Annotated in this window: 21 protein-coding genes; 17 read left to right on the plus strand and 4 right to left on the minus strand. The window is 64.3% G+C overall.

All coding sequences use genetic code 11. The features are described from left to right. The first annotated feature begins 208 nt into the window (after positions 1-208). The 11 genes from V6F88_RS03530 to V6F88_RS03580 all read left to right on the plus strand — a co-directional run bounded on the left by V6F88_RS03530 (position 209) and on the right by V6F88_RS03580 (position 10,704). The gene (locus V6F88_RS03530) at positions 209-721 is read left to right on the plus strand and encodes a hypothetical protein (RefSeq protein ID WP_332608002.1); all 513 of its coding nucleotides are present in this window, start codon (positions 209-211) and stop codon (positions 719-721) included. 147 nt (positions 722-868) lie between these two features. Continuing rightward, positions 869-1,717 (plus strand): HAD family hydrolase, encoded by an 849-nt coding sequence (locus tag V6F88_RS03535; RefSeq protein WP_332608003.1) that lies wholly within the window; start codon positions 869-871, stop codon positions 1,715-1,717. 10 nt (positions 1,718-1,727) lie between these two features. Then, positions 1,728-2,219, plus strand: a complete 492-nt coding sequence (gene tadA / locus V6F88_RS03540; protein WP_314355684.1) for a tRNA adenosine(34) deaminase TadA — start codon at positions 1,728-1,730, stop codon at positions 2,217-2,219. Then, positions 2,216-3,256, plus strand: coding sequence for an LD-carboxypeptidase (locus V6F88_RS03545; protein ID WP_332608004.1), 1,041 nt, complete (start codon positions 2,216-2,218; stop codon positions 3,254-3,256). The genes tadA and V6F88_RS03545 overlap by 4 nt, the downstream gene beginning before the upstream one ends. Before the next feature lie 79 nt (positions 3,257-3,335). After that, a complete protein-coding gene (locus tag V6F88_RS03550; protein ID WP_332608005.1) occupies positions 3,336-4,940 on the plus strand; it encodes an ABC-F family ATPase in 1,605 nt (534 codons plus the stop codon). Positions 4,941-5,178: 238 nt separating this feature from the next. Next, entirely contained in the window at positions 5,179-6,408 is a 1,230-nt protein-coding gene (locus tag V6F88_RS03555) for an MFS transporter (RefSeq protein WP_332608006.1), read from the plus strand. A gap of 122 nt (positions 6,409-6,530) precedes the next feature. Continuing rightward, positions 6,531-7,301 (plus strand): ABC transporter ATP-binding protein, encoded by a 771-nt coding sequence (locus tag V6F88_RS03560; RefSeq protein WP_332608007.1) that lies wholly within the window; start codon positions 6,531-6,533, stop codon positions 7,299-7,301. A 79-nt stretch (positions 7,302-7,380) separates the two neighbouring features. Next, the gene (locus V6F88_RS03565; RefSeq protein WP_332608008.1) at positions 7,381-8,379 is read left to right on the plus strand and encodes an ABC transporter substrate-binding protein; all 999 of its coding nucleotides are present in this window, start codon (positions 7,381-7,383) and stop codon (positions 8,377-8,379) included. Next, a complete protein-coding gene (locus tag V6F88_RS03570) occupies positions 8,376-9,149 on the plus strand; it encodes an ABC transporter permease (protein WP_046804996.1) in 774 nt (257 codons plus the stop codon). The genes V6F88_RS03565 and V6F88_RS03570 overlap by 4 nt, the downstream gene beginning before the upstream one ends. A 101-nt stretch (positions 9,150-9,250) precedes the next feature. After that, positions 9,251-10,081 carry an ABC transporter substrate-binding protein gene (locus V6F88_RS03575; RefSeq protein ID WP_442880144.1) on the plus strand — a complete coding sequence of 277 codons (831 nt, stop codon included), beginning with the start codon at positions 9,251-9,253 and terminating at the stop codon, positions 10,079-10,081. 35 nt (positions 10,082-10,116) lie between these two features. After that, positions 10,117-10,704 carry an IMPACT family protein gene (locus tag V6F88_RS03580; protein ID WP_332608009.1) on the plus strand — a complete coding sequence of 196 codons (588 nt, stop codon included), beginning with the start codon at positions 10,117-10,119 and terminating at the stop codon, positions 10,702-10,704. Positions 10,705-10,764: 60 nt separating this feature from the next. Here V6F88_RS03580 and V6F88_RS03585 read toward each other — a convergent pair whose 3' ends face one another. Continuing rightward, positions 10,765-11,139: a thioredoxin family protein gene (locus tag V6F88_RS03585; protein ID WP_332608010.1), complete on the minus strand. Its 375-nt coding sequence runs from the start codon at positions 11,137-11,139 to the stop codon at positions 10,765-10,767. Positions 11,140-11,311: 172 nt separating this feature from the next. Next, positions 11,312-12,334 (minus strand): LLM class flavin-dependent oxidoreductase, encoded by a 1,023-nt coding sequence (locus tag V6F88_RS03590; RefSeq protein ID WP_332608011.1) that lies wholly within the window; start codon positions 12,332-12,334, stop codon positions 11,312-11,314. 319 nt (positions 12,335-12,653) lie between these two features. Between V6F88_RS03590 and V6F88_RS03595 the strand changes: the two genes are divergently transcribed. After that, positions 12,654-13,913, plus strand: a complete 1,260-nt coding sequence (locus V6F88_RS03595; protein WP_332608012.1) for a hypothetical protein — start codon at positions 12,654-12,656, stop codon at positions 13,911-13,913. A gap of 54 nt (positions 13,914-13,967) precedes the next feature. Here the strand turns inward: V6F88_RS03595 and V6F88_RS03600 are convergent, their stop codons facing one another. Continuing rightward, a complete protein-coding gene (locus V6F88_RS03600; RefSeq protein WP_332608013.1) occupies positions 13,968-15,260 on the minus strand; it encodes an NCS2 family permease in 1,293 nt (430 codons plus the stop codon). A gap of 111 nt (positions 15,261-15,371) precedes the next feature. Here V6F88_RS03600 and tsaD point away from each other — a divergent pair, with 111 nt between their 5' ends. Then, positions 15,372-16,403 carry a tRNA (adenosine(37)-N6)-threonylcarbamoyltransferase complex transferase subunit TsaD gene (gene tsaD / locus V6F88_RS03605; protein WP_332608014.1) on the plus strand — a complete coding sequence of 344 codons (1,032 nt, stop codon included), beginning with the start codon at positions 15,372-15,374 and terminating at the stop codon, positions 16,401-16,403. On the opposite strand, the gene plsY is transcribed toward tsaD, so the two are convergent. Continuing rightward, positions 16,404-17,048: a glycerol-3-phosphate 1-O-acyltransferase PlsY gene (plsY, locus tag V6F88_RS03610; RefSeq protein ID WP_332608015.1), complete on the minus strand. Its 645-nt coding sequence runs from the start codon at positions 17,046-17,048 to the stop codon at positions 16,404-16,406. A gap of 180 nt (positions 17,049-17,228) precedes the next feature. Between plsY and surE the strand changes: the two genes are divergently transcribed. Genes surE through V6F88_RS03630 form a run of 4 tightly spaced genes read left to right on the plus strand, consistent with a single transcriptional unit; the run spans position 17,229 to position 20,450 of the window. Further along, the gene (gene surE, locus V6F88_RS03615; RefSeq protein ID WP_332608016.1) at positions 17,229-17,987 is read left to right on the plus strand and encodes a 5'/3'-nucleotidase SurE; all 759 of its coding nucleotides are present in this window, start codon (positions 17,229-17,231) and stop codon (positions 17,985-17,987) included. Continuing rightward, entirely contained in the window at positions 17,972-18,796 is an 825-nt protein-coding gene (locus tag V6F88_RS03620) for a protein-L-isoaspartate(D-aspartate) O-methyltransferase (protein ID WP_332608017.1), read from the plus strand. Before surE ends, V6F88_RS03620 begins: the two co-directional genes overlap by 16 nt. Before the next feature lie 17 nt (positions 18,797-18,813). Further along, positions 18,814-19,674: a peptidoglycan DD-metalloendopeptidase family protein gene (locus V6F88_RS03625; protein WP_332608018.1), complete on the plus strand. Its 861-nt coding sequence runs from the start codon at positions 18,814-18,816 to the stop codon at positions 19,672-19,674. Beyond that, a complete protein-coding gene (locus V6F88_RS03630) occupies positions 19,671-20,450 on the plus strand; it encodes a 3'-5' exonuclease (protein WP_046804987.1) in 780 nt (259 codons plus the stop codon). Before V6F88_RS03625 ends, V6F88_RS03630 begins: the two co-directional genes overlap by 4 nt. The last annotated feature ends 142 nt before the right edge of the window (positions 20,451-20,592 follow it).

Raw genomic sequence — 20,592 nt, forward strand, 5'->3', positions numbered from 1 at the left:
CCAACCGCCCCTGTTTTTCTTTATGTGGTGACAGCAGGGGCAAGTGGGCCCCTGGCACGGGCTTGAAACGTAGCCTTACGAAATCACGTCGCTGGTCATGTGCGCGGCGCGCAGTCGTGGGATAGTGGTTTCAACAAGCGGCGCAGCGGTACTACAGACGGTGCCGCTTTCGGTTCAATCTCGGTTCAATTCTAGTAAGGAGCTGGCCATGAACGTACGACCCATGCATACGAAACGCCTTGCGGCATCCCTTTGCGCGGCGGGCTTGATGCTGGCTGCGGGGGCGGTCCACGCGGCAGATGCGATCGGCCGCGCTGCCATCCAGTCCCAATACGAGCAGGACGTGGCGAACTGCAAAAGTGGCAAGACCAACCAGGACCGCGCCACCTGCATGCGCGAAGCCGGCGCGGCGCGCGACGAGGCCCAACGCCAGAACTTGAAGGAAGGTTCGTCCGACCAGCTTCAGCAAAACATGGTGGACCGCTGCAACCGCTTGCCCGCGGGCTCCCGACAGGATTGCTTGACGCAGATGAGTTCGCCGACCAACGTGCGCGGCAGCGTGCAGGGCGGCGGCGTGCTGCGTGAAACGGTGATCCAGGTCCCGGCCGGTACCGTGCCGCCGCCTGCCGGCACCATGCCCTCGACGGGCGCGATGCCGCCGGCCACGTCCCCGGGGATGGCGCCGCCGCCTGCCACCACGGGCGCGCCGATGCGCCAGTGAAACTCCATGCGGTAAATGAGCGACGCGGCGCCCGGCAGGGCGCCGCTTTGCGTTTGGGGCGGCACGGGCGCAACCGCCGTCACATTCAGGCAAAATGACGGCTGTTGCGCCTTGCGCGCTGTTTACGTTTGCCTCCATCACGCACCCATGTCCGACGTCATTGCCCTGATTTTCGACTTCGACGACACGCTGGCCTCGGACAGCACGTCCGGTTTCCTGGAAAGTATCGGCGTGGACACGGCCTCGTTCTGGAAGGATGAGGTCGACCCCTTGCTGTCCAAGCAAGACTGGGACCCGGTGCCCGCCTATCTCTACAAGATGATTCAGCTGTCGCAGGCCGGCACGCACGGGCTGATCACGCAGCAGCGCCTGAAAGAGTGGGGCGCCCGGCTGGATCTGCATGATGGGGTGCCCACGCTGTTTTCGCGCCTGCGCGCGGCGGTTCGCGCCGAACAGCCGCAGGTGCAGCTGGAGTTCTACCTGATCTCAAGCGGCATTGGCGACGTTGTCCGCTCGACCCCCATTGCGCATGAGTTCACCGAGATCTGGGCCTCGGAATTTGTCTACGGCGAAGACGGCGGCATCACGTTCCCGCGCCGCATCGTCAGCTTTACCGACAAGACGCGCTACCTGTTCCACATCCAGAAGGGCATCATCGGCCGCGACTTTCGCAACAAGCCCTTCGAGGTCAACCGCAAGGTGCCCGAAGACCGGCTGCGCGTGCCGTTCGACCAGATGGTGTTCGTGGGCGACGGCTATACCGACATCCCGTGCTTCTCGCTGATCCGTCGCGCGGGCGGCTTCGCCTTCGGCGTGTGGGACCCCAAGCACCGCGACAAGCGCAGCCGCGCCTGGGGCTTCATCGAAGAAGGCCGCGTGTCCAACCTGAACCAGGCCCGCTACGACGAAGAAGCCGAGCTGTATCAATGGCTTGAAGAGGCCGTGACCAGCCTGGCCGGCCGCATTGCCCTGAAGTCGCGGGTGTACCGTGGTTGAGGCCGGCCCGCTGGCGGCAGTGCCCGCCTGGACGGCCGAAGACGCGCGTTACATCGAATTGGCGCTGCAAGAAGCCCAGGCCGCTTATGACATCGGCGAAGTGCCCGTTGGCGCGCTGGTGGTTTCCGCGCAAGGCGAAATCCTGGGACGCGGCTACAACCGCACCATCATCGACCACGATCCCACCGCCCACGCCGAAATCGTGGCGCTGCGCAACGCCGCGCGGCGCCTGGAAAATTACCGTTTGCCCGGCATCACCGTGTACGTCACGCTGGAACCCTGCGTAATGTGCATCGGCGCCATGCTGCACGCGCGACTGGCTCGCGTCGTTTTCGGCGCCTACGACCCCAAGACCGGCGCCTGCGGCAGCGTGCTGGACGTGGGCTCGGTGCCGAAACTCAACCATCACACTTCAGTCACCGGCGGCGTGCTGGCGGAACCTTGCGGCGATTTGCTGCGCCGGTTCTTCCGTGAACGCCGCGCCAAGGAATCCATCGCATGAGCACCCGCAAACCCGCCAAATCCGCCTCGAAAAAGGCGGCTACCTCGGCGGCCGCCGCCCACGATCATGACCATGGGCTCGCCTGCGGCGAGGACTGCGGTCACGACCACAGCCACGACCATGCTGACGGGCAAGTCATGCCCGACGCTCGCGGCATTTATCTGATCTCGCCGTCATCCGCCGTGCGCGACCCCGCCACGGTTGAACTGGCGCGTGAACGCCTGCAACAGCAAGGCTTCAAGACGGCGCTGGACCGCAGCGCCTACGCCGTGCACCAGCGTTTTGCCGGCACCGACGCGCAGCGCGCCGCCAGCCTGGTTCGTGCCACCAAGCAAAAGTTGCCCATCGTCATGGTGACGCGCGGCGGCTACGGCATGGGCCGCCTGCTGGACCAGATCGACTGGACGGCCATGGCCGACAGCGGCAAGCGCTTTGTCGGCATGAGCGACTTCACCGCCTTCAACCTGGCGCTGCTGGCGAAGACGGGCGCCGTCAGCTACACCGGCGCCACCGCCGTGGCTGACTTTGGCGGCAAAAAGGTCGATGACCTGACCGAAGCCCTGTTCGGCGAAGTCATGCGCGGCGAGCTTGAAATCCTTAGCTTCGAAACCCAGGACGCCGACCCGGTGGATGCCCGCGGCATCCTGTGGGGCGGCAACCTGGCCATGGTGGCGTCGTTGGTGGGCACCCCGTATTTCCCGAAGGTGCGCGGTGGCATCCTGTTCCTGGAAGATGTGGCCGAGCATCCGTATCGTGTCGAACGCATGCTGATCCAGCTGGCGCAGGCCGGTGTGCTGGCCAAGCAAAAGGCCATCGTGCTGGGCCGTTTCACCGACTACAAGCTGGCCCCGCACGACCAGGGTTACGACCTGCATGAAGTGGTGGCGTGGCTGCGCAAGACGGTCAAGGTGCCGGTGATTACGGGCCTGCCGTACGGCCATGTGGCCACCAAGGCCACGCTGCCCATCGGCCAGAAGGTCGGCATCGCCACCGAGAAGGGCCTGGCCCATCTGGTGCTGGACGAACACCACCACTGATCGGGCGGGGCGAGCCCCGTTTGATACACTATCGGGTTTCCTCGCATGCGTCCTCGGACGCCTACAGACTCAAAATACCGTGATATCCACAGCCAATCTCACCATCCAGTTCGGTCCCAAGCCCCTTTTCGAGAACGTCAGCGTCAAGTTCGGAGAAGGCAACCGGTACGGGCTGATCGGGGCCAATGGGTCCGGTAAGTCGACGTTCATGAAGATCATCGGCGGCGACCTCGAAGCATCCGGCGGCAACGTGTCGCTGGAACCGGGCGTGCGCCTGGGCAAGCTGCGCCAGGACCAGTTCGCGTTCGAAGACCTGCGCGTGCTGGACGTCGTCATGATGGGCCACACCGAAATGTGGGCCGCCATGTCCGAGCGCGACGCCATCTACGCCAACCCGGAAGCCACCGAAGACGACTACATGCGCGCGGCCGATCTGGAAGCCAAGTTCGCCGAATACGACGGCTACACCGCTGAAGCGCGCGCCGGTGAACTGCTGCTGGGCCTGGAAATCGCCGTGGACCAGCACAACCTGCCCATGCGCGAAGTGGCGCCGGGCTGGAAGCTGCGCGTGCTGCTGGCGCAGGCGCTGTTCTCGAACCCCGACGTCCTGCTGCTGGACGAGCCCACCAACAACCTGGATATCAACACCATCCGCTGGTTGGAAAACGTGCTCAACAGCTACCAGAGCACGATGATCATCATCAGCCATGACCGCCACTTCCTGAACCAGGTGTGCACGCACATGGCCGACGTGGACTACGGCGAAATCCGCATCTACGCGGGCAACTACGACGACTACATGCTGGCTTCCACCCAGGCTCGCGAGCGCCTGGTGTCCAACAACGCCAAGGCCAAGGAACGCGTCGCCGAACTGCAAGACTTCGTGCGCCGCTTTGCCGCCAACAAGTCCAAGTCGCGCCAGGCCACCTCGCGCTTGAAGCAGATCGATCGCATCAAGGCGGACCAGGTCGTGGTCAAGCCGTCGTCGCGCCAGAACCCATACATCCGTTTTGAACAAACCAAGGTCATGCACCGCCTGGCGGTCACGGTTGAAAACCTGACCAAGGCTTACGACGCGCCGGTCATCACCAATTTCTCGGCGATGGTCGACGCCGGCGAAAAAATCGCCATCATCGGCGCCAACGGCGTGGGCAAGACCACCTTGCTGCGCTTGCTGGCCACGGAACTGCAACCGGATTCGGGCTCGGTGAAATGGTCCGATAACGCCGACTTGGGCTACATGGCCCAGGACGTGTCCGACCAATTCCTGCAAACCGACATCAACTTGCTGGACTGGATGGGCGACCACCGCCAGCCGGGCGACGACGACCAGTCGATCCGTTCCGTGCTGGGCCGCCTGCTGTTCTCGGCGGACGACCTGCCCAAGGCGCCCAAGGTGCTGTCCGGCGGCGAAAAGAACCGCATGACCTTCGGCCGCCTGATGCTGGGCCGGCACAACGTCATGCTGCTGGACGAGCCCACCAACCACTTGGACATGGAATCGATCGAATCGCTTCAGTTCGCGTTGGAAAAGTACGAGGGCACGCTGGTGTTCGTGTCCCATGACCGCGAATTCGTGTCCGGCCTGGCCACTCGCGTGATCGAAATCCTGCCCTCGGGCGAGATCATCGATTACCGCGGCGGCTACGAAGACTATCTGGAATCGCGCGGCATCGAAGCCTGAGCCCGCTGGGTGTGATGTCGGCATGATGTCGGCCTGACGTTGGCTTGATGTGGTCCTGACTGCGGCACCTGTCCGGCTCGGCCGGCGTGTCCGCAACCCATCCCGTCTCTCACGGCGCGCCTCTCGGGGCGCGCCGCGTTTTTTAAGCCATACCGCTGTTCAGCAAGCTGCAATATTGATTGCGCTATCATCGGGTTTACCCTGAGCCGCTCGGCCAGGCATTTTTTTTTCCAGACCAATGTCCCCCACACCGCACAGCACGCCGGACGGCGCGCCGATCAGCACGTACGCGCTGACGTTTCGCATCGTCGCTATCGCCTTCTTTACCTTCATCTGCTACCTGGCCATCGGCTTGCCGCTGGCGGTGTTGCCCGGCTATGTGCACGACAAGCTGGGCTATGGCACGGTACTGGCCGGGCTGGCGATCAGCGTGCAGTACGTGGCCACGTTGCTCAGCCGCTCGCACGCCGGACGCATGGCGGACACGGTGGGCCCGAAGCAAACCGTCGTGATCGGCATGGTCGCCTGCGCGGCCAGCGGCGTTTTCCTGTTGCTGGCCTATGCCTTCGAACGCAGCGCGTGGTTGAGCATGACGGCAATCATCGTCAGCCGGCTGGCGTTGGGGTTCGGGGAAAGCTGGGTGGGCACGGGGTCGGCCACCTGGGCCATCGCGCGGGTCGGGCCGCTGCACACGGCGCGCGTCATCTCGTGGAACGGCATCTGCACGTATGGCGGCTTGGCGCTGGGCGCGCCGTTGGGCGTGACGCTTGAGCGGGAATGGAGCATGGGCGCGCTAGGCGGGGCGGTGTTGCTGCTGGGTCTGGCCGGCCTGGGGCTGGCCATCAGCCGCGCGGCGGTGTCCATCGTCGGCGGCCACCGGATGGCGTTCAAGAGCGTGGTGCTGCGCGTCTTTCCGCACGGCATGGCGTTGGGGCTGGGGTCGGTGGGCTTTGGCACCCTGGCTGCCTTCGTGGCGCTTTACTACACCAGCATGTCCTGGGAAGGCGCGGCGCATGCGCTCAGCGCTTTCGGTTGCGCGTTCATCGGCGTGCGGCTGCTGTTTGCCGGCACGATTACGCGTTATGGCGGTTTTCGCGTGGCGCAGGTTTCCTTTCTGGTGGAAGCGGCGGGCCTGCTGATGCTGTGGCTGGCGCCCAATCCCACCGCCGCGCTGCTGGGCGCCGCGTTGACGGGATGCGGGTTCGCGTTGATTTTCCCTGCCATCGGCGTCGAAGCCGTGGCGCGCGTGCCGGCGGGCAGCCGAGGCGCGGCGCTGGGTGCCTATTCGGCATTTCTGGACCTGGCGCTGGGCGTAACCGGGCCTGTCGCCGGCTATATCTCCAGCGGTTATGGCTATCCGCCCATCTTTCTGTCCGCCGCGCTGGCGGTGGTGATCGGGTTTGTGATCGCGTTTGGACTGCAACGTCACGCCGGCCGGCAAGCCGTCGCGCAGGCCGCCACCCGCTAATGCCTAGGTGTCGTTATTCATATAACGAGAAGCTTTAAAGACATTCAATATTGATCGTTTGAATTCATATAACGAGTTGTTAGATTTAGGCCTCGTCTTCACGCGCGCCTACGATTCGTTCCATGAACCTGACCTTCGATCACGTCCACAAACACTTTGGCGACCTGCCCGTGGTGGACGACTTCACCAGCGACATCAAGCCCGGTGAACTCGTCGCCTTGGTCGGCCCCTCGGGCTGCGGCAAGTCCACGTTGCTGCACCTGGCGGCAGGCCTGGAACAGCCCACGCAGGGCCGCGTCCTGGCCGACGGCAAGCCCGTGGCCGGTCCGCACCCCAGCCGCACGCTGGTATTTCAGGAACACGCGCTGTACCCGTGGTTGACGCTGGAAGACAACGTGGCGCTGGCGCTGGAATTTCAGAACATTCCCAAGAAGCGCGCCCGCGAGGGCGCTCGCCAATGGCTGGCGCGCGTCAGCCTTGCCGGCTTCGAACACTACTATCCGCACCAGGTGTCCGGCGGCATGCGGCAACGCGCTGCGCTGGCGCGTGCCTTCATCGCCCAGCCCCAGACCATGCTGATGGACGAGCCGTTCGGCGCGCTTGACGCGCTGACCCGCCTTAGCCTGCAAGACGTGCTGCGCCAACTGATCGCCCAGGAAAAGCCCACCGTGCTGCTCGTCACGCACGATGTTGACGAAGCGCTGTTCCTGGCCGATCGCATTGTGGTCTTCAGCCCGCGTCCGGCCCGTGTGCTGCGCGAATTCAACCTGGCGCATCGTGCCAAGACGCACGACCTGTCCGATCTGGCCGCTGAAAAGCGCGAGATCCTGCGCCTGCTTGGCATCGCCGTGGACGGCTCGCATGCTCATGCCGACATGGCGCTGGCCGCCTGACCCCATCCTGGCCTGACCCCATCCTTATCCGTCGCGGCGTTTTCGCGCCGCCACCGTTGAATTCCCTGGAGCTTTACCCATGAAATTGAAGCAATGGCTGTCCCTGCCGCTAGCGGCCGCGCTGTTGGCCGCGGCCCCCGCGATGGCCGCCGAAAAATTCCGCGTGGGCTATCTGCGCGTCATGGACGATGCGCAAGCAATCGTCGCGCAAGAGGGCGGTTTCTACAAGAACGCGGGGCTGGATTCCGAGCTGATCGAATTCAAGTCGGGCACCGATCTCATCAAGGCCATCGTAGGCGGCCAGCTGGACATCGGCGTGCTGGGCTTCACCAACGCCGTCGCGTGGGCCTCCAAGGGCGCCGACCTGAAAGTGGTGGGCGGCGCGCAGCAGGGCTATCACTCGCTGATCGTGCGCGACGATTCCGGTATCAAGGACATCGCCGGCCTGAAGGGCAAGACGCTGGCCTCGCAAGCCGAAGGCAGCACGGCGGACGTGGTGTTGAAGGGCGTGGTCCTCAAGCAGGGCAACCTTGGCGCCGACGACGTCAACGTCATGGGCGTCAGCCCGGCCGTTGCCGTGCAGTCGCTGGTGGGCAAGCGCGTGGACGCGGCCTTCCTGTTCGAGCCCTATGACCGCATCGCGCAACTCGTAGCGCCGGTCAAGCAGATCTACGAAGTTGGCCAGGCGTGGCCGTTCCCGTGCATGGTGGTGATCACCTCCGGTGAGACGCTGGCCAAGCGCAAGGACGACGTATGGAAGGCGCTGGACGCGCAGAACCAGGCCATCACGCTGCTGCAGAAGGAACCGGCGCAGGCGTCCAAGCTGATCGCGTCGTACTTCATCGCCGAGCCCACGCTCAAGACCCTGTCGCGGGGCGAACTGCCGCGCGAAACGGTGATCGCCGAGGCCATCAGCACGCAGGTGTTCACGCCCAAGCTCACGCAGAAAGACACGGCGCGCATGCAGGAAATCGCCGATATCCTGCAAGCCCAAGGTTCGCTGAAAACGCGCGACGGCAGGCCGTACGACGTGTCCAGCATCGTTGATCTGTCCTGGCAAGAGGCGCGCAAACTTTGAGCTCGTCTACCCGAGTGACCGGCGCCCGCAAGCATCTTGCGGGCGTTTTGGGCGTCCTGTTCATTCTGTTGTTGTGGCAGCTGGCGGCGTTCGCCTTGCCTGATTTCCTGATGCCGGGCGTGCCGGCCGTGGTCCAGCGCCTGTTCGAAGACCTGGGCAAACAGTCGTTTCATCAAAGCCTGATGGGCACGTTGGGCCGGCTGGGCGCGGGGTACGGCCTGGCGCTGGTGGCCGGCATCGGCTTTGGCCTGGTGGCCGCCGTGCTGTTCTTCTTCCGAGAAGTGCTGCGTAGCGCCATCGTCATTCTGCAATCGATTCCATCCATTGCGTGGGTGCCGCTGTTCCTGATCGTGATGGGCTTTGGCAACACGCCCATCATCGTCGTCGTGGCGCTGTCGGCGTTTTTTCCCGCCGCGCTCAGTGTTATGAACGCCACCGAATCCGTGCAGCGCGTGCACGTGTCGGCCGCGCGCGTGATGGGCGCAACGCGGTGGGGCCTGGTCAAGCGGGTGTACCTGCCCGCCGTCATGCCCGAACTGATCACCGGCGCGCAGCTGGCTTTCGGCAACGCCTGGCGCGCGCTGATCTCGGCTGAAATGCTGATCGGTTTCGGCAAGGGCCTGGGTCGTTCGCTGGCGTACTCGGGCGAAATCGCCGACATGACGGGCGTGATGACCAACATCCTCGTCATCGCCGTGCTGGCCGCGCTGATCGACCAGTTTGTGCTTGAAAACCTGAAGCACCGGTTGCTTCGGTATCAGTACGTTTGACGGCGGGTCGACGCCCGCATTCAAGGTCGCCAGTCAGCCCGCGTGGTCGTTCCAGCCCGACTCCAAAGTCGCAGTCCAGCCTCAAGTCCGAGTTCAAGTCCATGTCTGAAACCACGCGACCGTTGCGCCGCCTTGCGCTGATCACAGCAGGCATGCTGCTGCTAGGCACAAGCGCGGTGCATGCCGAGCCGCCGCCCTTTGCGGCCGCCCGTGAGCGCGGCGAACTGGTGGTGGGCGTGCCGTATCTGGCGCCGCCACCCGTGGCAGGAGCCAAGATCCGCACGCCAGACGGGCTCGACGCGAACATGGCCGAACGCCTGGGCGCCAGCCTGAAACTGCCCGTACGCTTGCAACAGGTCACGGCGGATGAGGCGGGCGCGGCCCTGGCGGCCGGGAAAGTGGACGTGGTGCTGGCCGATGACGCCGACGTCCAGCCGGCCCCGGCAACGTTGGCGGTGCAACCCACTGGTTACCGTGCGCGCCCCAAGGCGGTGATACGCAGCGACACCCGCCTGCGCAAGCCGGCCGACGCAAAAGGGCACACCGTCTGCATGGCGGAAGCCGACACCCACGCGCGCGCGCTGGCGGCAAGTTGGGGCGCGGCGGTGCGGACGTACCGCGTGCCATCCGATGCGCTGGTTGCGGTGCGCGAGGGCGTTTGCGACGTCGGCCTGGTGGACGACGCGGTCTGGGAACCGCTGGTGCGCTTTCCAGAGTGGAAGAAGTTCTCGTCAACATTGGCCGCCGACGGCGACACCCGCGAACGGGTGTGGCTGCTGCCCGCCTCGGGCGCGGCCGATCGGGCCTGGATGGCAAACGAGATGCGCACCTGGAGCCAGGCCGGCGCCTGGAAGGCGATGACCGCGAAATGGGCGCGCGATGTGGCGTTCGACGTCTATCTGGACCAGGAAGTGCCCGACTGCCACGGCTAGCGGCAAGCCCCCGCCCAACACTTACAATGCCGGGCATGACGCACACGCTGACCGCTTCCTGCTCTTATCAGGAAGACATCAAGAAAAGCCGCTTTGTCGCCTACGCCGCCCCGGTTGCCACCGTGGACGAGGCGATGCGTTTCTTTGCCCAGCACAGCGACCCCGAAGCCACCCACAATTGCTGGGCCTATCGCATCGGTCAGGAATACCGGTTCAATGACGATGGCGAGCCCGGCGGCACGGCCGGCCGCCCCATCCTGCAAGCCATCGAAGGGCAGGACATGGACCGCGTGGCAGTGCTGGTGGTGCGCTGGTATGGCGGCATCAAATTGGGCGCGGGCGGGCTGGTGCGGGCCTATGGCGGTTGCGCCGCCAATTGCCTGCGCCTGGGGCAGCGCACCGAAATCGTGGACCTGGCCACCGTGACATGCACCTGTGGTTTTGCGGAATTGGCGCTGTTGAAGTCGCGCCTGGGGCAAGCCGGGGCGGTGGTGCAGCAGGAAGACTTCAACGAAGACGGCGTATCGCTGTGCTTCGTCGTGCCACGCGCCGCGGTGGGTGACCTGGAAGTCACCGTCGCCAACATCACGCGCGGACGCTCGGCGTGGGAGCTCGTGTCCTGAGCCCGCCGACCAGACCGCACGCTGCAATGGAAAGGGGCCCGATGTCGGGCCCCTGGTTATTTACGCGTTCTGGCTGTCTTGCGCCGCGGCGATTTCCTGGTGGACCTTTTCCATGTCCACCTCCTTGATCTTGGCCAGCAGCTCATTGAGTTGCCCGCCCGACAAGGCACCGGGTTGCGAGAACAGCAGGACTTTCTCACGGAAGACCATCAGCGTGGGAATCGACCGGATTCCCAGGGCGCCAGCCAGTTCCTGCTCGACGTCGGTGTTCACCTTGGCGAACGTGACATCGGTGTGCTCGGCTGCGGCTTGCTCAAAAACAGGAGCAAAGCCACGGCACGGGCCACACCACGGAGCCCAGAAGTCGACGATCAGGGTACCGTCCGGCGTGATGGCGTCCTGGAAGCTTTCTTTGGTGAGTTCAACAATACTCATTTTGGATCCTTGCCGCGGAGCGCGGCGCAAAAAGTCGGGGTCGAGATCCGGGGTGTGCCTGCCCCGGCCTGATTCGGCGACGCTTTATGTGCCACGCGCTCTGGCGTAATAGTAGAGCGGGCGATGGCAGCGTCGCAATGGTTGGCGCTGTGGAGAGCGCAGTCAGCGGTGCTTAGACCGCGGTTTTTGTAGAGGCGCCGGCGTCGTTCTTCAACGACGCGACGATCTCGAAAGAGCGCAGGCGATCCGCGATATCGAAGAAGTCGGACACGATCATGACTTCGTCGGCCTCGGTTTCGGCCACCAGGGCCTCCAGCCGCCGCTTGACGGTGTCCGGCCCGCCCACGATGGAAGCGCCCAATCTTTGATTGACCGCTTCACGCTCCCATTCGTTCCACAAACCTTCCATGCTGTCGACGGGGGGCTGCAATTGCAGGCGGTGGCCGCGTACCAAAGACAGAAATTTAAGCTGCTGCGTGGTCGCCTGACGCCGGGCCGCCTCGTCGGTTTCGGCCGCCACCACCGGCACGCCGATCATTGCGTAAGGGCGCGACAGCGTGGCCGACGGCTTGAACAGGTGCCGGTACAGGCGCATGGCCGCCATGCCTTCGGGCGAGAAATGCCCCGCAAACGAAAACGGCAGGCCCAATTCGGCAGCCAGGCGGGCGCTGAAATCGCTGGAACCCAGCAGCCAGATCGGAATGTCCAACCCTTCGCCCGGTATGGCGCGCACGGGCTGCCCGGGACGGGACGCCGCCAGGAAGCCCCGCAATTCTTCAACCAGCGCGGGAAATTCCAGACCGCTGCGGGGCCCCCGGCGCAGCGCGTGCTGCGTGGCGCCATCACTGCCGGGCGCGCGGCCCAGGCCCAAGTCGATGCGGCCGGGGTACAGGGTTTCAAGAGTGCCGAACTGCTCGGCAATGATCAAGGGCGCGTGGTTGGGCAACATGATGCCGCCGGACCCCACGCGCAGCGTGCTCGTGTGCCCGGCCACATGGCCGATCAGCACGGCCGTCGCACTGGAGGCGATGCCGTTGATGTTGTGGTGCTCGGCCAACCAGAAGCGGTTGTATCCCAGCTTCTCAACGTGCTGGGCCACCGCCACGGTGTTGCGAAACGCGTCCGCGGCATCACGGCCCTGAACAATCGGGGCCAGATCCAAGACCGAAAACGGGATGCGGGCTAGGGCGCTCATGCGGACGTCTCCTTATTCAAGGCAACGGCACGACAGGACGGCAACACGGGGACAAGGCGGGTAGGGCGCAAGGTGAACTCCATACGGGATACATGGGGAGTGTATCGACGAATTCAACCGGAGAAGGCAGCAACCTTGCGGGCGGGCGGGTTGTATCTGCCACGCGGGGCCGGCAGTTCGTAAAACTACGAATTTGTGGCCAGGGCATGAATTTCAAAATCTGTCTGCTACCTTTCTGCCAAAGAGGGCTCCCTTGCGCCCCGGGACGCCCGAAGACGAACGGCTTTTCGCGCACCCTTCGGTCGCGGAGGGAGGAAGAGTGAATTATTGGGCCTTGACCCGCCAATCCTTGACTATTTCCGGGTCCCGGTTGGTGGCCCTGTCGATGGTGTCGCTGGACTTGATGATTCTGGGCAGACTCTCTCTGGCAGAAACCGCGGACTTTGCGCTTGCAGTGCAGTTTTCCCAGGTCTATATCGTTCTTGGGCTCGGGCTGACGGTAGGGGTGAATATTGCGTTCAACATGAAAAAGTCGTCTTCCAGCTCCATCCCAGGGTCAGTTGTTGGCTATGCATTGCTGGTCGGTTCTCTACTCTTCCTGATGTCGATGGCAATGGGAGTCGTCATGCAGGTCTCGGTAAATGCGCGTGACAGTTATTACGCGCTTGCTGTCGGGATCATTCCCGTGACGATATACATCGCGCTTTGCGCGCTAATTGAGGCATCAGGAGGTGCTGGGTGGGTATTCAGGCTTACCGCTGGGGCAGCGGTTGTAAACGTCATTCTTGACGTGTTCCTGATCAATCTTGGCTGGTCCTCACCTGCTGTGGCGGTGGCCTGCGCGACCACGCTAGTCAGAATTCTGCTATTGGGCTTCGTCGTGTATGGCTGTCTGGTTCGGCATCGAATCGCGATCTGGCCAAATCTCGATCTCCCAGAATGGAAAAACCTGTTTAGCTACGGACGATCCGAGGCCCTGGTGGGCTTGATATTCACCGGGGGCATGTCGTTGCTGTTCGCTTATGTCAATTCGCGGGGGCACGAACAGCTGGTAGCCCTGCTCGCCATTGGAATCAATTTCCTGAACATTGCCTCGGTTATCTATGTCGGGATGACGCGCGCCGTGGGGAACGTTGCGTCCGAACGTTCGGCCAGCATTCTCGGGGATATGAAGGGGCTTGCGATATTCGGGTTGGCTTATGTCGCCATAAGCAGTGTGGGGCTACACGTTGCGTCCCCGTTGCTTTCATGGCTTTATCTCGGGACTATTTCCACGCAATTGCTCAGTATTTTCTTTCTTGCGATATGGATCGTGGCATTTGATGGATTGGCGATGCTGTTCATTACGTTGCTTAGGTTGCTTGATTGGAGGGCGATCCCGCCGTTGCTACGCCTTTCGTTGATTGTGGTGGGCGTCCCCCTATCTCTAAGCTGGTTTGATCCTGCGGAACTTGGTCCCGTCTTTAACGGTTTGCTGATTGGCAACGTTGTGGCGGCTGTGCTGGCGGCCGTTCTGTTGGTACACGCGGTGGCTGACCGCACGCGCAAAGAAGTTGGTGCGGCGCAAGGCGGCAATTAAAAAAGCCGCCGCGGCGGTCGCCGGGCGGCTTACAGAAGCCATTTGTGGGTCCGGCTATTCCGGAAAGAACGCGTACCGGATCACGAACAGCACGGCCACCAGCCACGTGGCCGGGTGCACGTCGCGGACCTTGCCCGTGGCGGTCTTCAGGACCACATAGCTGATGAAGCCGAAGGCGATGCCGTTGGCGATCGAGTACGTGAACGGCATGACCAGTGCGGTCAGCGCGGCCGGGGTGGCTTCGGTGACTTCGTTCCAGTCGATCTCGATCAGTTCGCGCATCATCAGGCCGGCCACGTAGAGCAGGGCGGGGGCGGTGGCGTAGGCAGGGACGGCGCCGGCCAGCGGCGAGATGAACAATGCGGCCAGGAACAGCAGCGCCACAACCAATGCGGTCATGCCGGTTCGGCCGCCCGCTTGTACCCCCGATGCGCTTTCCACGAAGGCCGTGGTGCTGCTGGTGCCCAGGGCCGAACCAGCGACGATGGCGGTGCTGTCCGCGAACAGCGCGCGGCCCAGGCGGTTGGGGCGGCCTTCGGGGACCAGGCCCGCGCGCTTGGCCACACCCACCAGCGTACCGGTGGCGTCGAACACTTCCACCAGCACGAACACCAGGATCACGTGCACGAAACCGCTGTGCAGCGCGCCCATGACGTCCAGCTTCAGGAAGGTGGGCGCCAAGCTGGGCGGGGCAGAGAAAATGCCCTTGAATTCGTTGTAGCCCAGCGCCATCGACAGCACGGTGACCACGATGATGCCGATCAGGATGGCGCCGCGCACGCGCAACGCATCCAGCGACGCAATGATGAAAAAGCCCAGGATGGCGAACAGCGGGCCGTGGGTGGTCAAGTTGCCCAGGGAAACCTTGGTGGCCGGGTGGGCAACCACGATGCCGGCGCTGGACAGCGCGATAATCGCCAGGAACAGCCCGATGCCCGCCGCAATCGCGCTGCGCAGGGAATGCGGAATGCCCTTGACCAGCCAGACGCGGATGCCCGATATCGTCAGGATCAAGAAGATCACGCCCGAAATGAACACGGCGCCCAGCGCTTGTTCCCAGGTGTAGCCCATGGTCTTGACGACGGTGAACGCGAAGAAGGCGTTCAGGCCCATGCCGGGCGCCATGCCGATCGGCCAGTTGGCGATCAATGCCATCACCAGCGACCCCAGCGCGGCCGCCAGGCAGGTCGCCACGAAAACGGCGTCGCGGTCCATGCCGGTGGACGACAGGATGTCCGGGTTGACGAAGATGATGTAGGACATCGTCAGGAACGTCGTCAGACCGGCCACGATCTCGGTGCGCGCGTTCGTGCCGTGTTCACGCAGCTTGAATAACTTCTCCAGCATTCCAGTCCCCAGTGTGTTTGCAGGCTTGTAGGTTGTTGTCGGCGGGGCCAGACAGGCGCCGCACCATTTCAAAACTCGCGTATTTTCGCATCAGTTGTAAACTCTGCCGCCATGATTATCCTCGGCTTTGAAAGCTCCTGCGACGAAACCGGTGTCGCAGCCGTCTGTACGGAACGCGGTCTGCTGGCGCACGCCTTGCATACCCAGATCGCCATGCACCAGGAATATGGTGGCGTGGTGCCCGAACTTGCCTCGCGCGACCATATCCGGCGCGTGGTTCCCTTGACACGCCAGGTGCTGCAAGACGCGGGCCTGCAAATGTCGGACATTGGCGCGGTGGCCTATACGGCCGGCCCGGGCTTGGCGGGCGCCTTGCTGGTAGGCGCCAGCGTGGCGCAGTCCTTTGCGTGGTCACGGCATTTGCCGGCCATCGGCATCCATCACCTGGAAGGCCACTTGCTGTCGCCCATGTTGGCCGACCCGCGCCCCGACTTTCCTTTTGTGGCGTTGCTGGTGTCCGGCGGCCATACGCAGCTGATGCGGGTGGACGGCGTGGGACGCTACGAACTGCTGGGCGAAACGCTGGACGACGCCGCGGGCGAAGCCTTCGACAAATCGGCCAAGCTGATGGGCCTGGGCTATCCCGGCGGCCCGGCGCTGGCCAAGCTGGCCGGGCAGGGCGACGCCAGCCGTTTCGACCTGCCGCGCCCCATGTTGCACAGCGGTGACCTGGACTTCAGTTTCAGTGGGCTGAAAACCGCCGTGCTGACCCGTGTAAAGGCGGCGGAAAAGGCGGGTGGGCTGGACGAGCAGACGCGGGCTGACCTGGCGGCGGCTACCCAAGGCGCGATCGTCGATGTATTGGCCGCCAAGTCAATCAAGGCGTTGAAGCAGACGGGATTGCGCCGCCTGGTGGTGGCCGGCGGCGTGGGCGCCAACCAGCTGTTGCGAGCCAAATTGGCCGCGGCGCTCAAGCCCTTGCGGGCCCAGGCGTATTTTCCGCCCTTGGAACTATGCACCGATAACGGCGCGATGATCGCCTTCGCGGCAGCCGAAAGGGTCAAGGCCGGGCTGGTGAAACTGGACGCCGATGCGCACAGCTTCACGGTCAAACCCCGCTGGGATCTTGCCGATATTGCCTGATCAACCCGGCTTTTTCTTGCCGCCGATCTTGCTTTCGGTGCCCTGGACCAGACGCGTGATGTTGGCGCGGTGACGGTAGAACAGCAGCACGCCGATCACGGCCAGCGCCACGCCCATGGCCGGCTGCGCATACCAGGCCAGGCCCGAGCCGAACACGTAGTACACCGGCGCGAAGAAGGCCGCCACCAGCGAGGCCAGCGAGGAATAGCGGAAGAAGACGGCAATGATCAGCCAGGTGGCGGCGGTGGCCACGGCCAGCCAGGGCTGGATCGCGACCAACACGCCCAGCGCCGTTGCCACGCCCTTGCCGCCCTTGAATCCAAGGAAAACCGGGTACAGGTGGCCCACGAAAGCGGCCAGCGCCACCAGCGCCAGACCGGTCGGCGCGATGCCGGGGGCCAGTTTTTCGGCCAGCCAGATGGCGAACCAGCCCTTGGCCGCGTCGCCCAGCAAGGTCAGCGCGGCGGCGGTCTTGTTGCCGGTGCGCAGCACATTGGTCGCGCCCGGGTTCTTGGACCCGTAGCTGCGAGGGTCCTGCAACCCCATCAGCTTGCTGACGACCACGGCGAACGGCACGGAGCCGATCAGGTAGGCCAGCAGGACGAGCGCGGCGGTGAACGCCAGGGAGGGTTCGGTAATCGCCATGGAAAGGGAGTCCGTTGTTGTCGTAATGGCGCGGATTCTACCGCGCCGCGCGCAGCCCCTGGCTACGGGTTATCGAGCGTGGCGTGCAAGCCCCGTGGTTGCACGCAGTCATACAGGGCGGGACGGCGGACGGTACAATCCGACACGTCCTTCCGCGTTTTATTTTCTTTCGGATGCACAATGCGAATTCTGGTTTCGAACGATGATGGTTATTCGGCCCCTGGGCTCGAAGCGCTGGTAGCGGCGCTGCAAGGCCTGGGCGATCTCACCGTCGTTGCGCCCGAGACCAACCACAGCGGCGCCTCCAATTCCCTGACGTTGAACCGCCCCTTGTCCGTGCGCACGGCCTCGAACGGCTTCATTGCCGTCAATGGCACGCCGTCCGATTGCGTGCACGTGGCGCTGACCGGTTTGATGGACGCCCGGCCCGACCTGGTCGTCTCCGGCATCAACAACGGCGCCAACATGGGCGACGACACCTTGTATTCCGGCACGGTGGCCGCCGCCAGCGAAGGCTATCTGTTCGGCATCCCCGCCATCGCGTTTTCGTTGGCTGAAAAGGGCTGGGAACACATCGACTCCGCCGCGCGCGCCGCCCGCCAGGTGGTGGAACGCCATCTGGCCCAGCCGCTGGCCGCGCCCGTGCTGCTTAACGTCAATATCCCGAATCGCCGCTTTGAAGACCTCCACGGCTTCGCGGTCACGCGTTTGGGCAAGCGGCATCCCTCGCAGCCCGTCGTGCGCACCACCACGCCTTATGGCGACACGGTGTACTGGATCGGCCCGGTCGGCCTGGCCGCCGACGCCACGCCCGGCACCGATTTCCATGCGGTGGAGCAGGGCACGGTATCGGTCACGCCCTTGCGGCTGGACCTGACCCAGCACAGCCAGCTTGACGAAATCAGAACCTGGGCGGAGCCGTTATGCGCAAACGCGTAAGCCAACCCGATGTCTCGCAGGCCGTGCCCGGCCGGCCCAGCCCCGTCCGCTACGACTCGGGTCGCCTAAGCCCGGGCGTCACGGCCACCAATAGCAACACCCGCATTTCGGCCGCCACGCTGCCCCGCCAGACCCAGGCGCCCGCGCCAGCGGCGGGAAACAATCTTGGCTTGAATTCCGACCGGCTGCGCCAGGCGATGGTGCAACGCCTGCGTGGCCAGGGCATCTCCGACGAACGCGTCTTGAACGCCATGGCTGCCGTGCCACGTCATCTGTTTGTGGACGAAGCGCTGGCCAGCCGCGCGTACGAAGACGCCGCGCTGCCCATCGGCCATTCGCAAACCATCTCGCAACCGTGGGTGGTCGCGCGCATGATCGCGGCGGCTTGCGAAGACCGCGCGCCGACCCGCGTTTTGGAAGTGGGCGCGGGCTGTGGCTATCAAGCGGCAGTGCTCGCGCAGTTCGTGCGCGAGGTCCATTCCATCGAACGCATCCGTGGTCTTTACGAGCTTGCGCGCGAGCATTTACGCGCCTTGCGGCTGACCACGCGCATCCGCTTGATCTACGGCGACGGCACGCTGGGCCTGCCCGGCGTGGCGCCGTTCGATGCTATCGTTGTGGCTGCCGCTGGCCTGGCCATTCCGCAAGCGCTGCTTACGCAGCTTGCACCAGGCGGACGCCTTATCGCTCCCGAAGGGGGCACGAACCAGCGCTTGGTGCTGATCGAACGCACCGGCGCGGCCAGCTGGAAACGCACTGAATTAGAGGCCGTGCGCTTTGTGCCGCTACGCGCCGGAATACAATCTTGAGCAAACAGGAGAAACGTATGCTCAACGGGCAGTCGCAACTGACCGATATGACTATGGGCGCGTCCATGACGCGCCTGCGCCGCCCGCTCTTTATCGTGGGGGCACTCAGCCTGGCTATTTTGGCCGGCTGCGCATCAAAAGGAACTCGCGCTCCGGTGGTCGACATGACCGCCGGACAACCAGCGTCAACGGCTCAGCCCGGTGGCAGCTATGTGGTCAAGCCGGGCGACACGCTTTACAAGATCGCCCGCGCCAACAACGTGGACATCGAAAGCGTCAAGCGCTGGAATAACCTCAGCGACCCCAACCAGATCTCGGTCGGCCAGGTGCTGAAGATGTCCGGCGGCTCCGGCACGGGCGCGCAACCCGCGCCGATCGCCAGCGTCAAGCCGCAACCTCGCCCGCTTGACCAGCCGGAAACCCCGGCTGCCACGACCACCACGCCGCCGCCCGAAGCAACGCCCGCGCCGGCGCCCGTCGACGTCAAGCCCACGCCGCGCGCGGCGGATGCAAGCGTCATCAACTGGGCATGGCCCGCCAGCGGCGCCATCGTGCAGACCTTCAACGCCAGCAGCAAGGGCATCGACATTTCGGGCGCGCTGGGTGACCCGATCACCGCCGCGGCGGATGGCTTGGTCAAGTACAGCGGCAACGGCGTGCGGGGCTTGGGCAACCTGATCATCGTTGAACACCAGAACGGTTTCATCACCGCCTACGCGCACAACCGCGCGCTGTTGGTGAAGACGGGCCAGAACGTCAAGCGCGGCGCCAAGATCGCCGAACTTGGCCAAAGCGACACCACGTCGCCGCGCCTGCACTTTGAAATCCGTCGCCAGGGCACGCCGGTCGACCCGATGCAGTACCTGCCCACGCGATGACGCCCACCCTGGTATTCGACCTGGAAACCATCCCCGATGCCGATGGGCTGCGCAAGCTCAACGGCTGGGGCCAAGAGGTCTCGGACCTGGAAGTGGTGGAACGCGCGCTGGCCGCGCGGCGCGAAGCCGTGGGGCACGATTTCCTGCCGCTGCATCTGCACAAGGTCGCGGTGGTGGGCTGCGTGTTCCGCGACGACCAGGGCTTTCGCGTCAAGACGCTGGGCCAGGCCGACGACCCGGAAGCCGCCTTGCTGGCCGGCTTCTTCAAGACCATCGAACGCTACACGCCCAAGCTCATCAGCTGGAACGGGTCGGGCTTTGACCTGCCCGTGCTGCACTACCGCAGCCTGATTCTGGGCGTGCCCGCACCCCGCTACTGGGACATGGGCGAAGAAGACCGCGATTTCAAGTTCAACAACTACATTGCCCGCTATCACACGCGGCATCTGGACTTGATGGACGTGCTGGCCAAGTACAACGGCCGCGCCAACGCGCCGCTGGACGACCTGGCCAAGCTGTGTGGCTTTCCCGGCAAGTTGGGCATGGACGGCAGCAAGGTCTGGGAAGCGTGGCACACCGGCCGCGCCGACGAGGTCCGCGCCTATTGCGAAACCGACGTCGTCAACACCTGGCTGGTGTACTGCCGCTTTCGCTTTCTGCGTGGCGAGCTGGACCGCACGGCCTACGACGCCGAGATCGCCTTGGTGCGCGACACGCTGTCCGCCAGCGACGCGCCGCACTGGAAGGAATACATGGCGGCTTGGGACGCTACCTGACGTCACCCCACGCTATCCGACGCCACCCGGCGCCAGCTTCGGCGTGGTGGACCAGGACCAGAACGGGGCCTCGCAAGGCCCCGTTTTCACGTCTGGCGCGCACGCAATCGACTGAAACATGGAACGCGTAGGCGAAACCCGG

It is taken from the genome of Achromobacter sp. ESBL13 (assembly GCF_036668755.1).
GTDB lineage: Bacteria > Pseudomonadota > Gammaproteobacteria > Burkholderiales > Burkholderiaceae_B > Achromobacter.